The sequence below is a fragment of the Sphingoaurantiacus capsulatus genome, from assembly GCF_042648405.1.
GTDB classification, from domain to species: domain Bacteria; phylum Pseudomonadota; class Alphaproteobacteria; order Sphingomonadales; family Sphingomonadaceae; genus Sphingoaurantiacus; species Sphingoaurantiacus capsulatus.
This window is the reverse complement of sequence record NZ_JBHRXV010000011.1, coordinates 315,011-334,449: the sequence shown is the minus strand read 5'-3', so window position 1 is coordinate 334,449 and position 19,439 is coordinate 315,011. Positions and strand designations below refer to the sequence as shown.

Sequence of the window (19,439 nt, the reverse complement as noted above, 5' to 3'; positions counted from 1 at the left end):
GAATGGCGTTGGACATCCTGATCGTCGACGACGAGGCCGACATCCGCGAGCTGATCGCCGGCGTGCTGCAGGACGACGGCTACGGCACCCGCACCGCCGCCAACAGCGACGAGGCGCTGGCGGCGATCCGCGAGCGGCGGCCGTCGCTGATCGTGCTCGACATCTGGCTGCAGGGATCGAAGATCGACGGCATCGAGCTGCTGGAGCAGGTCAAGGACAGCGATCCGACCCTGCCGGTCATCATCATTTCCGGCCACGGCAACATCGAAACCGCCGTCGCCGCGATCAAGCGCGGCGCCTACGACTTCATCGAGAAGCCGTTTCAGGCCGACCAGCTGCTGCTGGCCGTCGAACGCGCCACCGAGACCGAGCGGCTGAAGCGCGAGAATGAGGAGCTGCGCATCCGCGCCGGCCTCGACACTGAGCTGTCGGGCGGCTCGGCGGCGATCAACAACGTCCGCGCCACCATCAAGCGCGTCGCTGCCACCGGCAGCCGCGTGCTGATCACCGGCCCGGCCGGGTCGGGCAAGGAAGTCGCGGCGCGGCTGCTCCACCAATGGTCGTCGCGCAACAACGCCCCCTTCGTCGTCGTCTCCGCCGCGCGCATGACGCCGGAGCGCGTCGAGGAGGAACTGTTCGGTCGTGAGGACGGCGGCACCGTCCAGCGCACCGGCCTGTTCGAGCAGGCGCATGGCGGCACCTTGTTCCTCGACGAGGTGGCGGACATGCCGCTGCCGACGCAGGGCAAGATTCTGCGCGTGCTGACCGAGCAGGTGTTCCAGCGCGTCGGCGGCTCGCACAATGTGCGCGTCGATGTGCGCGTCATCAGCTCGACCGCGCGCGATCTGGCGCAGGAGATCGCCAACAGCCGCTTCCGCGAGGATCTCTACTATCGTCTCAACGTCGTGCCGGTGCGCCTGCCGGCGCTGCAGGAGCGGCGCGAGGACGTCACCGACCTCGTCCATTACTTCCTCGCGCGGCTCGCTTCCGAACGCCGCCTGCCGACGCCGACGATCAGCGAGGACACGCTGGCGGCGCTGCAGGCCTATGACTGGCCGGGCAACGTGCGCCAGCTGCGCAACGTCGTCGAGCGCACGCTGATCCTCAGCCCCTCGGAGCGCATCGGCCGCATCGAGATCGACATGCTGCCCGCCGAGGTGACCAGCGAACCGGCGAAGCTGTTCCCGAACCAGGCGGCGCGCTCGATCATGGGCACGCCGCTGCGCGAGGCGCGCGAGGCGTTCGAGCGTGAGTATCTGCGCGTCCAGATCCGCCGCTTCTCGGGCAATATCTCGCGCACCGCCGCCTTCATCGGCATGGAGCGGTCGGCGCTGCACCGGAAGCTGAAGGCCCTCGGCCTCACCGATGGCGCGCGAGAAGGGGAGGAGGGCGACGACATCGTCGCCTGATACCTAGATTAGACCATCGTGAAGGCTTTTTGCGATTGCCGCGCAACACTGCGCTCGGCTACTCGTTGATTCAGCGCAGCGTTTTCGCGTGTAACCCCCGACGCCGGCTTAACGGTGCGGGCGCAGGCCAGTGGAGCCTGCCAATAAGAGAAAGGCCGCAAATGGCTGACAAATCGAACAATCTGCAGGATGTTTTCCTCAACACCGTCCGCAAGGCGAAGACTCCGGTGACGATGTTCCTCGTCAACGGCGTGAAGCTGCAGGGGGTGATTACCTGGTTCGACAACTTCTCGGTGCTGCTGCGCCGTGACGGGCATTCGCAGCTCGTCTACAAGCACGCGATCTCGACCGTTATGCCGGCCAATCCCGTGCAGCTGTTCGAGGGACCGCAGGGGGGCGAAGAGGAGGATTGAGTCCTGACTGACGCCCCCGTCGAGTCGTCCAAAACCGAACGTCAGGAAGTCGCCCCGCAGGGCGGCTTCGACGCGCAGCGCGGCATCCGCACCGGAAGCCGCGCCGTCGTCGTGCTGCCCGATTTCGGGCGGGGCACCGGGGAGGGGAGGGATTCGGAAGCCAAGCTCGCCGAAGCCGTCGGCCTGACCGAGGCCATCGCCCTCGACGTCGTCCACAGCGAAATCGTCAAGATTCGCAAGGCGTCGCCGTCGCACCTGTTCGGCAAGGGGCAGGCGGAGCGGATCGCAGCCGCCATCGCGGCGATGGAGGCGGAAGTCGTCATCATCGACGGCACCGTCTCGCCGATCCAGCAGCGCAATCTCGAGAAGGCGCTCTGCGCCAAGGTCATCGACCGCACCGGGCTGATTCTGGAAATCTTCGGCGAACGGGCCAGCACGCGCGAAGGCACGCTGCAGGTCGAGCTGGCGCATCTCAACTATCAGGCGAGCCGGCTGGTGCGGTCCTGGACCCACCTCGAACGGCAGCGCGGCGGCTTCGGTTTCCTCGGCGGTCCCGGCGAAACGCAGATCGAGGCCGACAGGCGCCTGATCCGCGACCGCATCGCCAAGCTGAAGCGCGAACTCGACGATGTGAAGCGCACCCGCTCGCTTCACCGCACCCGGCGGCAGAAGGCGCCGTATCCGGTCGTGGCGCTGGTCGGCTACACCAATGCCGGCAAGTCGACCTTGTTCAACCGGCTGACCGGCGCCGATGTGATGGCCGAGGATCTGCTGTTCGCCACGCTCGACCCGACGATGCGCGCGATCGAACTGCCCGGCTTCGACAAGGTGATCCTCAGCGACACCGTCGGTTTCGTCTCCGAACTGCCGACGCAGCTGGTCGCGGCGTTCCGCGCCACGCTTGAGGAGGTGCTGGAAGCCGATGTCATCGTTCATGTTCGCGACGTGGCGCATCCCGACAGCCAGGCGCAGCTTGCTGACGTGAAGACGGTGCTGCGCGAGTTGGGCGTGGTCGATGCCGGCAAGGACAATGCGCCGATCATCGAGGCGCTCAACAAGATCGACCTGCTGCACGGCGAGGCCCGCACCGCGCTGGTCGAGCAGGCGGCGCGCGACGACGACGCGGTGGCGATTTCGGCGGTGACCGGGGAGGGTGTCGACGCGCTTCAGGCGCAGATCAGCGCCACCCTGCAGCGCTCGGCGCGCGTCTACGACTACACGCTGAAGCCGGAAGAGGGGCGTCGCATCGCCTGGCTGCACCAGCATGGCGAGGTGGTCGAACGCCGCGACGAGGAGGACGGCAGCGTTACCTTACGCGTCCGGCTTGAAGACGAGGCCCGCGCACGCTTTGAGGGCAATCGTTAACCTGATTTCTTAGCTTTGACCGCCTGCCAGAGCGCTTCCTTGGCGTCGAGGTCGAGCGCGGCGAAGCCGGTGCCGGCGGCGGCTTCCATCGCCACGAACCGCCGCTCGAACTTGCCGTTGGCGGCGCGCAGCGCTTCCTCGGCGTCGATGCCGAGATGGCGGGCGTAATTAACCACCGCGAACAACAGGTCGCCGACTTCCTCGGCGCGGGTGTCGTCCGACGCCTCGGCGATCTCGGCCAGTTCCTCGTCGATCTTGGCGCGCGGGCCGTCCGCATCGGGCCAGTCGAAGCCGACCCGGCCGGCGCGCTTCTGCAGCTTCTGCGCCCGCATCATGGCCGGCAGGCCGAGCGCGACGCCGTCGAGCGCGCCGGAACGCGGCTTCTCGGCGGCCTTGAGCTTTTCCCAGGCGTCGGTCTGCGCCGCGGCGTCGGCAACCTCGGCGTCGCCGAACACATGCGGATGGCGGCGCACCATCTTGTCGGCGATGCCGGCGGCGACATCGGCGAGCGTGAAGGCGCCGGCCTCGGCGGCCATCTGCGCGTGATAGGCGACCTGCAGCAGCAGATCGCCGAGTTCCTCGCGCAGCTCGGCCATGTCACCGCGCTCGATGGCGTCGGCGACCTCATAGGCTTCCTCGATCGTGTAGGGCGCGATCGTCGCGAAATTCTGCTCAAGATCCCACGGGCAGCCGCCATCCGGATCGCGCAGCTTGCGCATGACGGCGGCGAGCCTGGCGAACGCCGCGCCGGCGGGGGCGAAATCGTCGCCTGAGGGGGCCGTCATTCAATCACTCCGCAAGTCCGATAATATATATTATGTTAAGTTAATATTATATTCAGGGGCGCATCACCAGCGTTTCGCCCTCGACGCGCCAGCTGCCGAGCGTCCGCAGGAACGCCATGCCGAGCAGATTGGCGTCAAGTTCGCCCTCGGTGACGTTGACCACGACGTTGGTGCGGACGATGTCGCCGACCTCGAGCTTCGCGACGCGCGTGCTGGCGACACGCACCTGGCCGTTGGCGGTCGACGCCAAGCCGGTGAAGGTCAGTGCAGCCGGATCAATGCCGACGCGCCGCGCCGCATCCTCGGTCAGCACGATGCCGCTGGCGCCGGTATCGATAAGGAACAGCACTGACTGATCGTCGATCTGGGCACGCACCCAGAAATGGCCGTCGTCGCGTGCGCGGACATGGAATTCATTGCCCTCTGTGTAACCGCTCGCCGGATCGACATTGCCGATCATGCGGCCGAAAATCCCGCCCAGATCATCGCGATAGGATGCCAGGGTGATAATTACTGCGAAGATCGCGATCCACGCCGCCGCCATGCCGAAGCCGCGCCGCCAGCCGATCCGGCGCAGCGACAGCGAGCCAAGCAGCACCGCCACCAGGATGATCGACAGGTACAGCGCCTGCGCTTTGTCCATATCGCCAAGGCCGTCGAACATCAGGGCTCCATCACCAGCATGTCATAGCCCGGCTCGACTCCGGCCGGCAGCTCGGCACGCAGCGTCGCATAATCCATCGACTGGTCCATATGCGTCAGCACCGCGCGCCCCGGCCGATACTTCTCGATCCAGCCGAGCGTTCGGTCGAGATGCGCATGCGTCGGGTGCGGCGTGCGGCGCAGCGCGTCGACGATCCACAGGTCGAGGTCTTGCAGCGCGCCATCCGCTTCCGGCGGCAATTCATTCACATCTGTCGAATAAGCCGCAGCCCTGCCGCCGGCCTCGAAGCGAAAACCCGACGAGCCGATGTTACCGTGCACCTGCTCAAACTGGGTAATGGTTAACGCCCCGATCACCAGCTTTTCGGGCATGTCGTGCGCGAAGCAGGTCGGCGGATAGCCGTCGCGCCCTTCGAACACATAGTCGAAGCGCGACCGCATCCGCTTCCAGGTCGCCGGATGCGCATAACAATCGACCGGCCGCCGCATCGCGTGGAAGATCTGGCGAACGTCGTCGATGCCGTGCGTGTGATCGGCATGGTCGTGAGTGAACAGGATGGCGTCGAGCCGGTCGGCATTCGCCGACAGCATCTGCTCGCGGAAATCCGGGCTGGTATCGACCAGCACGCGGGTAGCCCCCTCTTCCACCAGGATCGATACGCGGCGGCGCCGGTTCTTCGGTTCGCTTGGATCGCAGGTGCCCCAGTCATTGCCGATGCGCGGCACGCCGCTCGACGTGCCGGAGCCCAGCATCGTCACCCGCACTAGGCGCGGGCCTTTCCGAACAGATTGAAGAAGTTGGTCGTGGTGAGCTCACGCAGCGCGGTATCCGACATGCCGCGCAGCTCGGCAACGAAGCGCGCGGTGTGCGCCACGAACGCCGGCTCGCAGACCTTTCCGCGCATCGGCACCGGCGCGAGGAACGGCGAGTCCGTCTCGACCAGCAGCCGCTCGGCCGGGATCGACTTTGCCGTCTCCTGCAGGTCGGCGGCGCTCTTGAAGGTCACGATGCCCGACAGCGAGATGTAGAAGCCGAGATCGAGCGCCACTTGCGCGAAGGCCTTGCTGGCGGTGAAGCAGTGGATGACGCCGGGGAAGGCCCCCTTCCCCATCTCCTCGCGCAGGATCGCCGCGGTATCGGCTTCGGCGTCGCGGGTATGGACGATCAGCGGCAGCCCGGTGTCGCGCGAGGCGGCGATATGGCTGCGGAAGGAGCGCTGCTGCTGCCCGCGATCGGAATGGTCGTAATAATAGTCGAGCCCGGTCTCGCCGATGCCGACGACTTTCGGATGCGCGGCAGCCGCGACCAGCGCGGCGGTATCGACCTCGACATGGCTGTCCGCCTCATGCGGATGGATGCCGATCGTCGCCCAGACATCGGCCTCGCGCTCGGCGACGGCGATGACGTCGGGCCATTCATGCTTCTTGGTGGCGATGCCGAGCATGCCCGTCACCCCCGCCGCGCGGGCGCGCGCCAGCACCTCACCCTGCTGCTCGACGAGCCCGGCGTAGTTGAGGTGGCAATGGCTATCTATCAACATTGGCGATCAGCATCAGGCCTCGGTCGGCTCGGACCAGCGCGGGAACACGCCCTGCGGAGATGGGAGCTGAGTCCCCGGCTGCAAGGCCTTGTCGTAGCTCGCGAAGTCGCGCGCATCGGCCGGCACCGCGAGCTGGTCGAGCAACGCCGCGCACGCCGCCGGCATCGCCGGCTGCGCGAGGATCGCCAAGCGCCGCACCAGTTCGGCGACGTTGTACAGCACCGTCGCCATCCGCTCGGGATCGCTCTTCTTCAGCACCCACGGTGCCTGCGCCGAGATATAGACATCGCCCTCGGTCACCGTCCGCCAGATCGCCTCCAGCGCGGTGTGGATGGAGAGTGACGTCATGGCGGCGCGGACCTGCGGCAGCAGCGCGTCGGCGGCGGCAAACAGCGCGTCGTCCTCAGGCGTGCGCGGCCCCGGCGTCGGCAGCACGCCGTCGAGGTTCTTGGCGATCATCGACAGCGAGCGCTGGGTCAAATTGCCGAGACCGTTGGCGAGGTCACCGTTGGTGCGCGCGACGATGGCGTCATGGCTGTAGCTGCCGTCTTGCCCGAACGGCACCTCGCGCAGCAGGAAGTAGCGGAGTTGGTCGACGCCATAGGCATCGGCAAGCGCCAGCGGCTCGACGACATTGCCGAGCGACTTCGACATCTTCTCGCCGCGGTTGAGTACGAAGCCGTGGCCAAACACCGACTTGGGCAGCGGCAGGCCCGCCGACATCAGGAACGCCGGCCAGTAGACGGTGTGAAACCGCACGATGTCCTTGCCGATGATATGCACATCGGCCGGCCAGGTGCGCTGCCACTGCGCCATGTCCTCGGCCCAGCCGATGCCGGTCATGTAGGTGGTGAGCGCATCGACCCAGACATACATGACGTGGCGCTCGTCGCCCGGAACCGGCACGCCCCAGTCGAAGCTGGTGCGCGAGACGGACAGGTCCTTGAGACCGCCTCGCACGAAGTTCAGGATCTCGTTGCGGCGGCTCGCCGGCTGGATGAAATCGGGGTTCTTTTCGTACAGTTCGAGCAGCTTGTCGGCATACTCTGAGAGCTTGAAGAAATAACTCTCCTCGACGGTCCACTCGACCGCGGTGCCCTGCGGCGACAGCTTCTCGCCGGTGTCGGCGGTGACGATTTCGCTCTCGTCGTAATAGGCCTCGTCGCGGATCGAGTACCAGCCCTCGTAGCGGTCGAGGTAGATGTCGCCCGCCGCCGCCATGCGCTTCCACAGCTCGGTGACGCCGCGATAATGCGCCTCGGTCGAGGTGCGGATGAAGCGGTCGTAGCCGATATTCAGCTTCTCCATCATCGCGGTGAAGTGCGGCATCATGGAATCGGCGAAGGCGCGCGTGTCCATCCCGGCCTCGCGCGCGGTCTTCACCATTTTCAGCCCATGCTCGTCGGTGCCGGTCAGCAGGGTGACGTCGCGCCCTTCCAGCCGATGGAAGCGGGCGATGAAGTCGGTGGCGATCGCCTCATAGGCATGGCCCATGTGCGGGCGGCCGTTCGGATAGGCGATGGCGGTGGTGATGTAGAATTTTTCGCGCGTCGACATGGGCGCGGGATTACACGGCGCGGAAGCCTCCGTCACCCCTCCGCGGAGGCAACGAGGTTGGCGAGCTCATAGGTGACGCTCTGCGCGTCGAGCGACAGCCCCTGCGCCTGCGCGCCAAGCGTGTGCGCCCGCTCCCAGCGCTCGAGCGTGCGGGCGAGCGCCCTCCCCGTCTGCCGCTGCGCCTTTTCGGCGAGGAAGGCGGGCGCCAGCTCGAGGAACGCCTCGTAGCGCGGCTGCGCGGTCTTGCCGGCGAGCGACTTGGCCAACGCCAGCGCCAGCGGCTGCCGCTGCGACGGTGCCGCGCCGGCCAAGTCGGCGAGCGACTTCTGCAATCCGTCGATATCGAGCCCGGCGAAGCGCAGCGCGCGGCCCGGACTGCCTTCGGAAAGTGCGGCCAGCGTCTCGATCTCGCGCGGATCGCTCTCGGGCAGTTGCCCGGTCAGCACCTCACGCACCTCGCCCTGGCTTAGCGGCTGAAAGCGCAGGATGCGGCAGCGCGAGCGGATGGTCGGCAGCAGCCGTCCCGGCGCATGGCTGATCAGCAGGAACAAGGTGTTGGCCGGCGGCTCCTCGAGGTTCTTGAGGAAGGCGTTGGCGGCGGCGCGGTTCATGTCGTCGATCGCATCGACGATCACCACCCGCCACGGCGACAGGCCGGGCGTCGAGCGGAAGATCGGCTGCAGCGAACGCACCTGATCGACGCTGATGTTGGCCGCGAGCCCACCGCTGTCGCGCTCCTCGCGGGTCAGCACACGGCGGTCGAGGTGGCTGCCGGCGGCGATCAGCTTGGCGATGCGGTGCTCGGGCGAGACCGCGAGCCGGTCAGCGGCAATGCCCTCGGGTGGCCCGCCGGCGCTCGCCAGCACATGCGCGGCAGCGGCATCGGCGAAAGTCCGCTTGCCGATCCCGGTCGGCCCGGCGAGCAGCCACGCATGGTGGATGCGGCCCGACGCCCAGGCGTCGAGGAAGGATTTCTGCGGTTCGAGGTGACCGGCGAGCATGACAAACGATTAGCGGTTGGCGGTGGCGGCGTCACCTTCCCCGAAGCGGTCATCCCGACGAAAGTGCGGCGCCACCTATCCTAGGTCGTCATCCTGACGAAAGTCAGGATCTCGTGGATGAGGTGGCGCGATCTGCGATGGGCAGTGCCCTCCACGCGGAGATCCTGACGAAAGTCAGGATCTCGTGGATGAGGTGGCGCGATCTGCGATGGGCAGTGCCCTCCACGCGGAGATCCTGACTTTCGTCAGGATGACGTGAAATTGCAGGGGCCTAAAGCAGCGGCTGCACGGCCGCCCAGATGCGCGTGGCGACGTCTTCGACGCTGCCGCTGGCATCGATCAGCTTGCAGCGATCGGGTTCGGCGGCGGCTCGCTGGCGGAAGCCGTCGCGCACAGCGGCATGGAACGCGGCCCCCTTCGATTCGAAGCGCATCTCGGCGCCGGCGCGCGCGGTGGCCCGCGCCAGCCCCTCACCCTCGGGAATATCGAGGATCAGGGTCAGATCGGGCCACAGGCCATCGGTTGCCACCTGATGCAGCGCCCGCAACTCGTCCTCGGGCAACCCGCCGCCGACGCCCTGATAGACCAACGTCGAATCCGCATAGCGGTCGGTAATCAGCCAGGCGCCGCGCGCGACGGTCGGCCGGATCAGCCGTTCGACATGATCCGCGCGCGATGCGTTCATCAGCAGCGCTTCGGCGCGCACGCCCCAGCGGTCGGCATCGCCGGTCAGGATGAGCTGGCGGATCGCATCGGCGCCGGGCGTGCCACCGGGCTCACGCGTGGTGACAACCTCCTGCCCCGCTTCGCGCAGCCGCTCGGCGAGGCGGCGGAGCTGCGTCGACTTGCCGGCCCCCTCCCCGCCTTCGAAGCTGACGAAGCGGCCGGTCATCAGGGCCTGAACTCACAAAGGATGTCGTTCGGGACGGCGTCAGGAAGGCCGGAGCGAGTGAGCGAGTGCGGCCAGCTACCAAGTGGTAGCTGGCAAGCGAGCGGCGCGCTGATTCGGCCTTCCTGACGCCGCGCTTCGCGTGGCACGGAGAAGCCCAAGAACGTCGTCGCGTCCGCTTGCCGGGGGCCGATAGGCCCGCCTGCGCGGCCACTCCTGGTCCTTGGGCTTCTCCGTGCCATCCCGAATGATATCCTTTGTGAGTTCAGGCCCTAGTTGCCGAAGAACAGGTTGCGGAAGTTGGACGAAAGACGCCCGAACGGCCCCGCCTCGCCCACCGCTTCGGCGGCGACCAGCGGTAGGGTGGCGGTCGGCATGCCGGGGCGGCTGACCTGCAGCTCGGCGACGCGCTGGCCCTTGGCGATCGGGGCGCGGATCGGGCCGTTATAGACGACCTTCACCTTGACCTCGCCGCCGCCGAGGCGCGGCACGGTCATGCTGTAGTCGCGCGGCGCGGTCAGGCCGACGGTGGCCTTGTCACCGAGGTGCACCTCGGCGGTCTCGATCACCGTTCCCGCCTTGGCGAGCGGCTGCGCCTTCCACGCGCCGAAGCCCCATTCCATGAAGGCGACCGATTCCTTGACGCGCTCGTTCATCGAGTTGAGCCCGCCGAGCACCATGACGAGGCGACGCCCATCCTGCACCGCCGAACCGGTAAAGCCATAGCCCGCGGCTTCGGTATGGCCGGTCTTGAGGCCGTCGGCACCGCGGACGCGGCCGAGGATCGGGTTGCGGTTGCCCTGCGTGATCGGCGCGCCCGACCCGAGGGTCTTGCCCCAGGTGAAGCTCGGCTGCCCGTAGAACTTCTTGTAGAGGTTGGGGAAATCGAGAATCGTCCGCTCGCCGATCACCGCGAGGTCGCGCGCGGTCACATATTCCATGTCGTCGGGCCAGCCGTTCGAATTGGCGAAGTTCGAACCCTTGAGGCCGATGCGCTTCGCCACCTGGTTCATCATCTGCGCGAACGCCGGCTCGGTGCCGGCCAGCCCTTCGGCCAGCACCACGCAGGCGTCGTTGCCCGACAGCGTCACGATACCGTGCAGCAGATCCTCGACCGACACTTCCTCGTTCGCCGACAGGAACATCGTCGAACCGGCCTTCGGGCCATGCCACTGCTGCCAGGTCTCGGGCCGGACGCGGATCTTCTGGTCGAGCTTCACCTCGCCCTTCTTGATGAGGTCGAAGACGACATAGACCGTCATCATCTTGCCCATCGAGGCCGGCGGGATGCGCTGATCGGCGCCCTTGGAATAGAGCACCTGCCCCGACGACAGGTCCTTCATATAGGCGAAGGGCGCGACGGTCTGGTGCGTCGGCTGCGCCACCGCCGGAACGGCCGCCACGAGGAGAGCGAGAAGCGGAAGGCGCGCGAACTGACGCATGAGACAGAACTCCGGTTTAGATCAACTGACGGGAAGGCCGACGACCCGCGCGTCGCTATAGCCCGCCGCCTGCAGCTCATCCAGCACCTTGGCGGCGGAAGCGGCATCGGCGAACGGCCCGAGGCGGACGCGGAACAGGCCCATCGGCGTCGCCTCGATATTGGGCGTGGCGAGGCTTTCGAGCGCGGTGGCAAGATCGGCGGCGCGGACCCGGTCGGACAGCGCCGCGACCTGCACGTAAAGCTGCCCCGGCGGCACCATCACCGTGGCGGGCGGTGGCGTCACCACGATCTGGCGCGGCGGGATGGTGATGCGCTGCGGCACGGGGACCGGCACCGGCGGCGGGGTCGCCACCGCCACCTGCACCGCCTGCTGCTGGCCACGTCCCCTGCCCGTCGGGTTCAGCCCGAGCCGCGCGATCTCGCGCTCCGTGAGATGCACCCGCTTCACCCGCACCTTCGCGAGCCCGACCTTGTCGACGCCGAGCAGCTGCGCCGAACGCCGCGACAGGTCGATGATCCGCTTGTCGACAAACGGCCCGCGGTCGTTGATGCGGAGCGTCGCGCGGCGGCCGTTGTCGAGGTTGGTCACCTCGACATAGCTCGGCATCGGCAAGGTCTTGTGCGCGGCGGTCAGCGCGTCCTGGTCATAGGTCTCGCCGGTCGCGGTCGCCTTGGCGTGGAAGCCGGGGCCGTACCACGACGCAATGCCCCTTTCGTCGTAACCGGCATCGTCCTTCGGATGATACCATTTACCGGCGATCTGGTACGGCTTGCCGACCTTGACCGCGCCCGAGGCGGTGCCGACGCCGCGATCCGGACTACCGGCGCAGGCCGCCAGCAGCCCCAGCGCCAGGAGCGGCGCGTATCGCATCGGCGAGATGCGTGACGGTGAGCGCGTAGAAATTGGTGCAATTGTACCGAAGGATCGCGCGATAATTGCCATAGGTCAGGTACCCCCCGGTTCCCGTTCCGTCGGGTTCGATCAACGTCGCGAGCATGGTTTCCGCCGGAAACACCTGCCCCATCGGCACGATGCCCAGCGCCTTCCAGTCCTTGACGGTCAGCCAGCGGCTGTGCCGCCAGTTCATGCCGCCGCATTCGCCGACCGGCGTCAGATTGCGCACCCGCTCGCGGTCGAGCGTCGGCGGCACGTAGACGCGCTGCGCCCAGGGCTGACCCTTTTTCCAGCCCTTGTCCGCGATGAACTTGGCGATCGAGGCGAGCGCATCGACCTGGCTGTTCCAGATGTCGGCGCGGCCGTCGCCATCGCCATCGGCGGCATGCGCCAATACCGAGCTCGGCAGGAACTGCGGCTGCCCCGTCGCGCCGGCCCACGACCCGACCAGCGCGCCGCGGTTTATGTAGCCCCGCTCGATCAGTTGCAGCGCCGCGACCAGCTCGCGGCTGAACAGATCACGCCGCCGCCCCTCGAAGGCCAAAGTAGCCAACGACCGCACGAGGTCGAAATTGCCGGTCACCGCGCCATAGCTGGTCTCGATGCCCCAGAAACCGACCAGCACCTCGGGCGGCACGCCATAGCGCCCCTCGATGCCCTGCAAGGTCGCGAACAGATCGCCGTAGCGGCGGCGGCCGCCGTTGATGCGGTTGTTGTTGATGTGGCGCGACAGATAGGTCGCATAGGTGAGCTGCGAGGTGGCGCTGCGATCGGGCTGCGCCTGATCGAGCTGCACGACGCGCGGGTTATAGGTGAGCCCGCCCAGCTCGCGGTCGAGCGTTTCGGGCCGCACGCCAGCGGTAAACGCCTGCTGGCGGAACGGGCCGGTCAGCCACGCCTGAAACGCCGTCTGGTGCGGATCGATGATCGCCGGCGGCGCCTCGACAGGCGGCAGCGGCGGCTGCGCGGGCGCCGGAACGGCGACGATGCCGGGAACCGGATCGGGGGCGACGGGGGTCGGGTCGAGCCCGTTCTGCGCGAAGGACGGTGACGCGGCCACCGCCGCGAGCAGAAGAGCGATACGCTTGTACATGAACCCCCAGGGCGAGCTGTTAACCAGTCTTGCCACATCGGGACTCGGGTGTGAATCCCCTAACCGCCCGCCCTTGCGGACTGCGGCGCTTTTCCGCAATGAAGCGCCAGCGCGGAGAGGTGGCCGAGTGGTTTAAGGCAGCGGTCTTGAAAACCGCCGTGGGTGCAAGCTCACCGTGGGTTCGAATCCCACCCTCTCCGCCATTTGGCCTTAGCGCGCCGAAACCTTCTCCAGAAACGCCAGCGTCTTCGCCCAGGCATCCTCGCGCGCGGCAAGGTTGGTGGCGTCGGTGCCGCCGAACTCGACGACGAAGCCCGGCGCCTCGAAGCGGCTGACGCCGGCGCCCGGTCCCATCAGTAGATGGCCGGCGTCCGGATAGTGCAGCACGGTCGCGTTGGGTACCTTGGCTTGGATGCTGCGGGCGGCCGGGGTTGAGGACCAGATGCGGTCGTCGCCGCCGGCGATCAGCAGCAAGGGTGCCTTGATGCGCTCGACCGGGATGCGCGCGGCACCCTTCCCGCGAGCCAGCGCGCGATCGAAGCGCTGGTTGGAGGTCAGGCCCGGTGCGTCGTCGTCTGAGAGCCAGGCGACACCCTTCCCCTTCTCGGTCCACGCCGCGGCGGGCTTCTCGTTCGCCTCGGCCGGCGGCGCGCGCCAGACGGCGGTGGTCGGCGCGAAGGCGATGACGCCGGCCAGTTTCGGCCGGCGGCTGCCGAGCAGCAGCGCCAGCTCGGCGCCGCGCGATTCTCCCATCAGCACGACCGGCCGGCCGCTCTTCGCCGCCAGCCAGCCGATGGCGCGGTCGACATATTCGAGCGGGATCTCGCGCAGGCGCGTCGGCAGGCCGGGGATAGCGGGCGCGGCCGAGAAGTAGGCCAGCCCCACCACCGGATGCCCGGCCGCCGCCAGCGACCGGCCGACCCGCGCCGACGGATAGCCGCCGTTGGAGCCCGGCAGCACGAGTACCGGCGCCTTTCGCGGTCCCGTTGCCGGCTCCCAATAGCGGGCGGCGAAGCCGACGTCGGCGACGGTGAGTTCGGCGGGTGCTGGCGCGGCTTCGGTCGGCGCTGGCTGCGCGACCGCCGTTGCCGGATGGGTAAGGACAAGCAGCGCAGCCAGCGCGCCGAGGTGCCAGATCGATCGAAGCATGTGTTTCTCCCGCATCGCGGCGAAGCTGGCGCGCGGCGGCGGGCGCGGCAAGCGCCTCACCGGGCATTCTCAATCAACGGACATTGGCTGCGACGAACGCGCCGCCTCAGACCATCAACGCGCGGACCAGCCCCGCGCCCGAACGGCTGACCGGGACCGTCTCGCCGCTGGCCAGCAGCGCGGTCATCCGTCCGCCGGCTGCCGGCTCGAGGCGAACGAGGTGCGCGGGGTTGACGAGGATCGAGCGGTGCAGGCGCAGGAAGCGCGCGCCGAGGTCGCTTTCGAAGCTGTCGAGACTGACCCGCGACAGGCAGCGCTCGCCCTGCACCGTGACCACCTCCGAATAGCCCTTGGCGCCGGCGATCGACACGATCTCGCTCTCGGAGACCGGACGGATGCTCTTGCCGGCGCTGAGGAAATAGCGCTTCGGCTCCGCCGGTGTCGGCGCCCTTCCCTCGCGCGCGGGGCGGCCAGCCGTCACGGCGATCAGCGCATAGAGCGCCACGCTCTGGAAGCTCTGCCAAGCAAAGGCGGTCGGGTGGAAGGCAACGATCTCGAAGCCGCGTCCGGCAAGGCCGCGCAGCGCCGCGATCATCAGCAGCGTGCCGCCGTACCAGAACAGCGCGAAGCACATCGCGAACAGCAGATGCCGCAACGCCTGCAACGAAGGCCGCGTCACCGGCAGCGCGCGCAGCAACTGCCGCGTTCCGATCGCCAGCGCCAGCAGCGGCGCGGTGTTGGCGAGCGCCGCCTGCAGGGCCCAGCCTGGTGATTCCGTCGTCGTCAGCAGGAAGATGAGGACATAGGTCGACCATGTCGCCGCGGCCGCCGCGGCCCACCAGAGGGCGGGCGTCGGCTCGATCGGCCTTGTTGCTGCAATCTGCATCTTCGCTGCCCGCTCCTGCTCAGCCCGCCGGGACCACCCGTCGCGCGATCGGCTTCAGGGTCGCGCAGGCCGGCGTGCCATCGACGCCGGTACCGTCGATGACCATCTCGATGATGCCGCCACGCACCGCTGCGGCGATCATCTCGGCGCCGATGTCGTGGATGTCGATCTTCATGCGCCGCGACCAGGGCGAGGACGGGTCGCCGGCCAGCTCGCCGATGCGGATATAGACGAAGCGCCGCACCGGCCCCTCGCGCCGTACCTGATCGCCGAAGAAGCTCGGGCCGGGGCCGACACGGATCGGGAAATCGAAGCTGAGCGGCTCGCCCGCTTTCGAGGTCTTCGGGTCGAGCGGCGCGTCATCCTTGCCTTGCAGGCTGTGCAGGACTCCGGCGACGGGTCGCTCGATCACGATCCGCAGCCTGATCTCGGTCTGATCGGCCTTTGCCATGCCGCGACGATAGGCCGATCCGCCGCCGCGCCCTAGACCTCGATTTCCCGCGCCACCGCGACCTTCGGGACGCGGAAGCCCATCGCCACCCAGGCCCAGAGCAGCCTGGCGAAGAAGGAGGCGCGATGCGTCTTCGGGTTGGGGATATCGTCGGGCAGGCTCAGCCGGCTCTCCATGTCGCCGGTCATCGTGCGCATCTCCGTCTTCGGCCGCGCGCCGGCCGGCCAGAGATGGGCGTAGAGGCTGAGCCAGTGACCCGACTGGAATTCGAGAAACACCGGCGTGTTGCAGCAGGCGGCGACCACGCGGCGGGTCGGCGCGTCGGGCGTCAGGCGGAAGCCGGCGAGCTGGTCGGCGCCCTGCGTGAAGCGCACCCGGTCCTTGCGGAAGAGCACGAACGGCGTGCCGCCATGGGCGTCGACCGTGGCCGGTGCGCCGGGAAGCCGCTGTATCCGCTCGGCGGCGGCGCGGCAGCTCGTGCAGCAGCAATCGACGCTGGCGATCGGCGCGCCGTCGGCCGCGAGCCGCACGCCGCCGCAGGCGCAGCTCAGGTCGGTTCGGGTCATAAAAATGGCTCCGTAAGGGGAAAATTCAGCCGACCGTGCCGGGAAAGCGGGCGGTGAAGGGGCTGACCGTGCCGACGAACTTGCCCGCGGTCACCGCCGGGTCGGCCTTCATCAGCGCCTCGGCCGCCGCCTGATCCGCCGCGCGCACCAGCACCAGTCCGCCCTCCGCGCCGAGCGGGCCGGCGACGATGATGCGCCCGGCGCGATGCTGGTCGCGGATGTAGTAGAAATGCTCGAGCAGCCCCTGATCGCGCATCGGGACATTCGCCTTCCACGCCGGGCCGGCGCGATAGATGATTGCGAACAGCGGCTCCGCCTTGGCCTGCGGCGGCGTGACTTGCGCCGTCGTCGCGGGCGCCTGCGCGACGGCCGCCGTGGCGGCAATCATCGCGACGCTCGCGATACCGATCAGCCGAAGCGTCGAACTCAACTGCATATCTGCCTCCCCAGGAATTTTGCTTCGCCGCGCCGCGCTGTCGTCAGCTGTTCTCGGCGAACCATTTGACGATCCCCGCCATGTCGCGCTCGAAGCCGCCGGGGATGTAGATGTTGAGCATGCCGGCGCGCACGTCGCCGTCGTTGCGGAAATCATGCGTGGTGCCGCGGCCGACGCGGACGAAGCCGCCCTTGCCCACCACGCGCCATTGATCGCCGACGAGGAAGCTCATCTCGCCCTCGATCACGTAGAAGATGTCGTCGTGCGTCTCGTGGCTGTGCGCGCCCGGCCCGGCGCTATGCGGATCGAGCCACCATTCGGAAATGCTGTAGCTCGCGTCGGTCTCCGCCTCGTCGGCGAGGAACAGCGCCTGCATCGTCCCCATCGCATAGGGACGGCCCTCGCCCGGCTCAATGACGAGGTTGGCATCACGGTCGGTCATTCGGGCTCACCTGCGGCGTATCAAAGAACCGCGAGTGTCGAGCCGCCGGACGGGCGAGGCAACGCCCTTGGTCGAACCCTGTGTCGATTCCGTGGATTTGCGGCCGCGCGAACAACGATACATCCAGTGTCGACCGATTTTACAAACTGGTGACAGCGCTACTGCCAATTTACAAAAAAACACCCTGCACACAGCATCTTGCAGGCTCGGCACGACAATTGCTTTACCGTAATCAAACGGTACCTGGGGGCAGGTGCGCAACAGGGGCTTAGCGGAAACGATGATCAGGAAGATCCTTTTCGGTGTGGCGGCGCTGACGATGGTCGGCACCTCGGGTGCGGCGCTGGCGCAGGCGTCGGCCACTCAATCGACCACCGGCACGACGCGCATTCTCCAGGCGATCACGCTGACCAAGACCTCGGATCTGGCCTTCGGTTCGATCGTGAAGGCGGCGACCGCCGGCACCAACACCATCACCATCGACCAGACCACCGGCGCGCGCGCGATCACCGGCGCAGGCGGCGGCGCGCTTGCCACCTCGACCTCAGGCCGCGCGGCGTTCACCGTGGCGGGCGAAGGCGGTCAGACCTTTTCGATCACGGCGCCGAACTTCAGCATGACGCGTACCGGCGGCTCCGAGACGCTCGCCGTCACCACCGCTGCGGCCGCGACCGGCACGATCGGCGGCACTATCGGCACCGCGGGCAACGTCACCATCGGCGTCGGCGGCGCGATCACCGTGGCGAACACCACGGTGAGCGGCAACTACACCGGCACCTTCAACGTGACGGTCGCCTACAACTAAGTTTTCGAGCTGCCTGGGCGCGGCCGTTGCCGCGCCCCTTTTTTCGGAACGCCTGCCCAGTTCGCGCATTGGTCCGCCATGCTCGATCATACCGGATTCGTGGTCACCGACCTCGCCGCGGCCCGCCGCTTCTACGAGGCGATCGCCCGGCCGCTCGGCCTCCTCACCGTGGACAATGGCGACGAGGCCTTCCTGCTCGGCCGCAGCGTCGATGAGTATCCCTATCTCTGGATCGGCATCAGCCGCCCCTCCTATTGGGCGGAGGGATCGCGCGCCGGCCTCAACCAGACGCATGTCGCCTTCGTCGCAAAGGATGAGGTGGCGGTCGACGCCTTCTACGAAGCAGCACTGCAGGCAGGCGGCCGCGACAACGGCCCGCCGGGGCCGCGTGACGGCGTGCCGAACTACTATGGCGCGTTCGTGCTCGATCCCGACGGCAACAACATCGAGGCCTGCTTCCGGAGCAAGCCCGCGCTTTAGCCCTGACGCCGGCGGCGCCGCAGCGCGAGGCCGGCGACGCCGAGGCCGAGGAAGGCCAGCGCGGCGGGCTCGGGCACCTCTTCGGGCGTCAGGCCGTCGTTCGCGCCGAAGGTCGTCCAGTTACCGCCGTCGGCGCGGTACTGGCCGCTGACCGGGCCGTCGCAACAGCCCTCATAGCCATAGACCACGAGCTGGTGCACGCCGGCGCCGAGGTTCTGGTTGAACGCGGCGAACGCGTCCGGCCCGCCGATGTCGCCGCCGGCCCAGCTGTCGTAGCTGCGGAACATCGAGGCGGCGCCGTCGATGAAGATCGCGCCGCCGCCGCCGAAGTCATAGCTGAAGCGGAAATCCCAGACGCTGGGCGTCGCGACCGCGAAGTTGATGGTGGTGCGGTGGACAATGTTGCTGTTCGATCCGAACAGCGTGCCGTTGGTGATGCCCTGGAACAGGCCGATGGTCGCGTCGCCATAGCCCGGCGTCGCCGCGGTCGCCATCGAGGCGTTGACCGCGGTGCGGAACGCCTCGGCGTTGTTGAAGCCACCGCCGCTGCCGGCGCGCGACTGCCACAGGATCTGACTCGCCGTCGCGGGCATCGCCGCCGACAGGGCAAGCGTCGCGGCCATCGCCAGCTTGGTCACAACACGCATATCCAAAACCCCCTCGCCGCCCCCACGCGGCATCTGCCACGATGATAGCAGCATCCGGGCCAAGCGGCGAAAGCTTATCTCGCTGAAGACGTTAGGCAGAAGCGCGCCGCCGGCGCGACCGGCAAGTGTAAGCTCGACCGACGCTATTCAGCGGGCGCCGGGCTGCACATCTGCAGCCGGTTGCCGAACGGATCGTGAAAGCTGGCGAAGGTGACGAAGCCCGGGAACACCTGCGGCTCCTCGCACATCACCCCGCGCCGGCGCAGTTCGGCGACCGCCGCGTGGCAATCGGCGACGTTGAGCACGATGGTGGTGCCGGTCGAGGGATGCCAGCCGGGGCCCGCCGGGACCAGCGAGACATTGCCGCCGCCGCCGGTGCCGAACTCGATCCAGCCGTCGTCGGGCAGATCGTAGAGCGGTTCGCCCAAGCCGAGCTTGTCGCGATAGAAGGCGCGGCCCTCGTCGAGGTCGGCAACCGTGATCGAGACGACGTTGATCCCCGCGAACATGGCCCCTCTCCTT

22 protein-coding genes, 1 tRNA gene and 1 pseudogene are annotated in these 19,439 nt (G+C 67.9%); 6 read left to right on the top strand and 18 right to left on the bottom strand.

What is annotated here, in order from left to right; translation table 11 throughout:
- Window positions 1–2 precede the first annotated feature (2 nt).
- From ntrX to hflX, 3 genes and pseudogenes are all read left to right on the top strand, one after another.
- On the top strand, window positions 3–1,409 hold the full coding sequence (gene ntrX / locus ACFOMD_RS13870) for a nitrogen assimilation response regulator NtrX (RefSeq protein ID WP_380862373.1): 1,407 nt from the start codon (window positions 3–5) through the stop codon (window positions 1,407–1,409).
- A gap of 161 nt (window positions 1,410–1,570) precedes the next feature.
- Window positions 1,571–1,786 (top strand): annotated as a pseudogene (hfq, locus tag ACFOMD_RS13865) (RNA chaperone Hfq); the annotation flags it as partial.
- Window positions 1,787–1,933: 147 nt separating this feature from the next.
- Complete coding sequence (gene hflX / locus ACFOMD_RS13860) at window positions 1,934–3,187, top strand: GTPase HflX (RefSeq protein ID WP_380862371.1); 1,254 nt, start codon at window positions 1,934–1,936, stop codon at window positions 3,185–3,187.
- Here the strand turns inward: hflX and mazG are convergent.
- The 10 genes from mazG to ACFOMD_RS13810 form a co-directional block, all read right to left on the bottom strand.
- A complete protein-coding gene (mazG, locus tag ACFOMD_RS13855; RefSeq protein ID WP_380862369.1) occupies window positions 3,184–3,972 on the bottom strand; it encodes a nucleoside triphosphate pyrophosphohydrolase in 789 nt (262 codons plus the stop codon). The two genes, hflX and mazG, sit on opposite strands and share 4 nt — an antisense overlap.
- A gap of 52 nt (window positions 3,973–4,024) precedes the next feature.
- On the bottom strand, window positions 4,025–4,636 hold the full coding sequence (locus tag ACFOMD_RS13850) for a TIGR02281 family clan AA aspartic protease (RefSeq protein ID WP_380862367.1): 612 nt from the start codon (window positions 4,634–4,636) through the stop codon (window positions 4,025–4,027).
- Window positions 4,636–5,388 (bottom strand): MBL fold metallo-hydrolase, encoded by a 753-nt coding sequence (locus tag ACFOMD_RS13845; protein ID WP_380862365.1) that lies wholly within the window; start codon window positions 5,386–5,388, stop codon window positions 4,636–4,638. The genes ACFOMD_RS13850 and ACFOMD_RS13845 overlap by 1 nt, the downstream gene beginning before the upstream one ends.
- Window positions 5,389–5,399: 11 nt before the next feature.
- Window positions 5,400–6,176, bottom strand: a complete 777-nt coding sequence (locus ACFOMD_RS13840) for a TatD family hydrolase (RefSeq protein ID WP_380862363.1) — start codon at window positions 6,174–6,176, stop codon at window positions 5,400–5,402.
- 12 nt (window positions 6,177–6,188) lie between these two features.
- Window positions 6,189–7,733 carry a methionine--tRNA ligase gene (gene metG, locus ACFOMD_RS13835; protein WP_380862361.1) on the bottom strand — a complete coding sequence of 515 codons (1,545 nt, stop codon included), beginning with the start codon at window positions 7,731–7,733 and terminating at the stop codon, window positions 6,189–6,191.
- A 32-nt stretch (window positions 7,734–7,765) separates the two neighbouring features.
- Window positions 7,766–8,734, bottom strand: coding sequence for a DNA polymerase III subunit delta' (locus ACFOMD_RS13830; RefSeq protein WP_380862359.1), 969 nt, complete (start codon window positions 8,732–8,734; stop codon window positions 7,766–7,768).
- 271 nt (window positions 8,735–9,005) lie between these two features.
- A complete protein-coding gene (tmk, locus tag ACFOMD_RS13825) occupies window positions 9,006–9,629 on the bottom strand; it encodes a dTMP kinase (RefSeq protein ID WP_380863449.1) in 624 nt (207 codons plus the stop codon).
- A 266-nt stretch (window positions 9,630–9,895) separates the two neighbouring features.
- Complete coding sequence (locus ACFOMD_RS13820) at window positions 9,896–11,065, bottom strand: D-alanyl-D-alanine carboxypeptidase family protein (protein WP_380862357.1); 1,170 nt, start codon at window positions 11,063–11,065, stop codon at window positions 9,896–9,898.
- A 21-nt stretch (window positions 11,066–11,086) separates the two neighbouring features.
- Window positions 11,087–11,938, bottom strand: a complete 852-nt coding sequence (locus ACFOMD_RS13815; protein ID WP_380862355.1) for a septal ring lytic transglycosylase RlpA family protein — start codon at window positions 11,936–11,938, stop codon at window positions 11,087–11,089.
- Window positions 11,886–13,091, bottom strand: a complete 1,206-nt coding sequence (locus ACFOMD_RS13810; protein WP_380862353.1) for a lytic murein transglycosylase — start codon at window positions 13,089–13,091, stop codon at window positions 11,886–11,888. Before ACFOMD_RS13810 ends, ACFOMD_RS13815 begins: the two co-directional genes overlap by 53 nt.
- A 77-nt stretch (window positions 13,092–13,168) precedes the next feature.
- Between ACFOMD_RS13810 and ACFOMD_RS13805 the strand changes: the two genes are divergently transcribed.
- Window positions 13,169–13,258 (top strand) — tRNA-Ser (locus tag ACFOMD_RS13805).
- A gap of 7 nt (window positions 13,259–13,265) precedes the next feature.
- On the opposite strand, the gene ACFOMD_RS13800 is transcribed toward ACFOMD_RS13805, so the two are convergent.
- The 6 genes from ACFOMD_RS13800 to ACFOMD_RS13775 all read right to left on the bottom strand — a co-directional run bounded on the left by ACFOMD_RS13800 (window position 13,266) and on the right by ACFOMD_RS13775 (window position 16,985).
- Window positions 13,266–14,204: an acyl-CoA thioester hydrolase/BAAT C-terminal domain-containing protein gene (locus ACFOMD_RS13800; RefSeq protein WP_380862351.1), complete on the bottom strand. Its 939-nt coding sequence runs from the start codon at window positions 14,202–14,204 to the stop codon at window positions 13,266–13,268.
- 106 nt (window positions 14,205–14,310) lie between these two features.
- Window positions 14,311–15,090 (bottom strand): LytTR family DNA-binding domain-containing protein, encoded by a 780-nt coding sequence (locus tag ACFOMD_RS13795; protein WP_380862349.1) that lies wholly within the window; start codon window positions 15,088–15,090, stop codon window positions 14,311–14,313.
- A gap of 19 nt (window positions 15,091–15,109) precedes the next feature.
- Window positions 15,110–15,541 carry a DUF5990 family protein gene (locus ACFOMD_RS13790; protein ID WP_380862347.1) on the bottom strand — a complete coding sequence of 144 codons (432 nt, stop codon included), beginning with the start codon at window positions 15,539–15,541 and terminating at the stop codon, window positions 15,110–15,112.
- A 32-nt stretch (window positions 15,542–15,573) separates the two neighbouring features.
- A complete protein-coding gene (locus tag ACFOMD_RS13785) occupies window positions 15,574–16,107 on the bottom strand; it encodes a GFA family protein (RefSeq protein ID WP_380862345.1) in 534 nt (177 codons plus the stop codon).
- A 25-nt stretch (window positions 16,108–16,132) separates the two neighbouring features.
- Window positions 16,133–16,543 (bottom strand): YciI family protein, encoded by a 411-nt coding sequence (locus ACFOMD_RS13780; protein ID WP_380862343.1) that lies wholly within the window; start codon window positions 16,541–16,543, stop codon window positions 16,133–16,135.
- Window positions 16,544–16,586: 43 nt separating this feature from the next.
- A complete protein-coding gene (locus tag ACFOMD_RS13775; RefSeq protein WP_380862341.1) occupies window positions 16,587–16,985 on the bottom strand; it encodes a cupin domain-containing protein in 399 nt (132 codons plus the stop codon).
- 280 nt (window positions 16,986–17,265) lie between these two features.
- Here ACFOMD_RS13775 and ACFOMD_RS13770 point away from each other — a divergent pair, with 280 nt between their 5' ends.
- The gene (locus ACFOMD_RS13770) at window positions 17,266–17,790 is read left to right on the top strand and encodes a DUF4402 domain-containing protein (RefSeq protein ID WP_380862339.1); all 525 of its coding nucleotides are present in this window, start codon (window positions 17,266–17,268) and stop codon (window positions 17,788–17,790) included.
- A gap of 78 nt (window positions 17,791–17,868) precedes the next feature.
- Window positions 17,869–18,270, top strand: a complete 402-nt coding sequence (locus tag ACFOMD_RS13765) for a VOC family protein (RefSeq protein ID WP_380862337.1) — start codon at window positions 17,869–17,871, stop codon at window positions 18,268–18,270.
- Here ACFOMD_RS13765 and ACFOMD_RS13760 read toward each other — a convergent pair.
- Both ACFOMD_RS13760 and ACFOMD_RS13755 read right to left on the bottom strand, forming a co-directional pair.
- A complete protein-coding gene (locus ACFOMD_RS13760; RefSeq protein ID WP_380862335.1) occupies window positions 18,267–18,917 on the bottom strand; it encodes a CCXG family PEP-CTERM protein in 651 nt (216 codons plus the stop codon). The two genes, ACFOMD_RS13765 and ACFOMD_RS13760, sit on opposite strands and share 4 nt — an antisense overlap.
- A gap of 143 nt (window positions 18,918–19,060) precedes the next feature.
- Complete coding sequence (locus tag ACFOMD_RS13755) at window positions 19,061–19,426, bottom strand: VOC family protein (protein WP_380862333.1); 366 nt, start codon at window positions 19,424–19,426, stop codon at window positions 19,061–19,063.
- Window positions 19,427–19,439 lie beyond the last annotated feature (13 nt).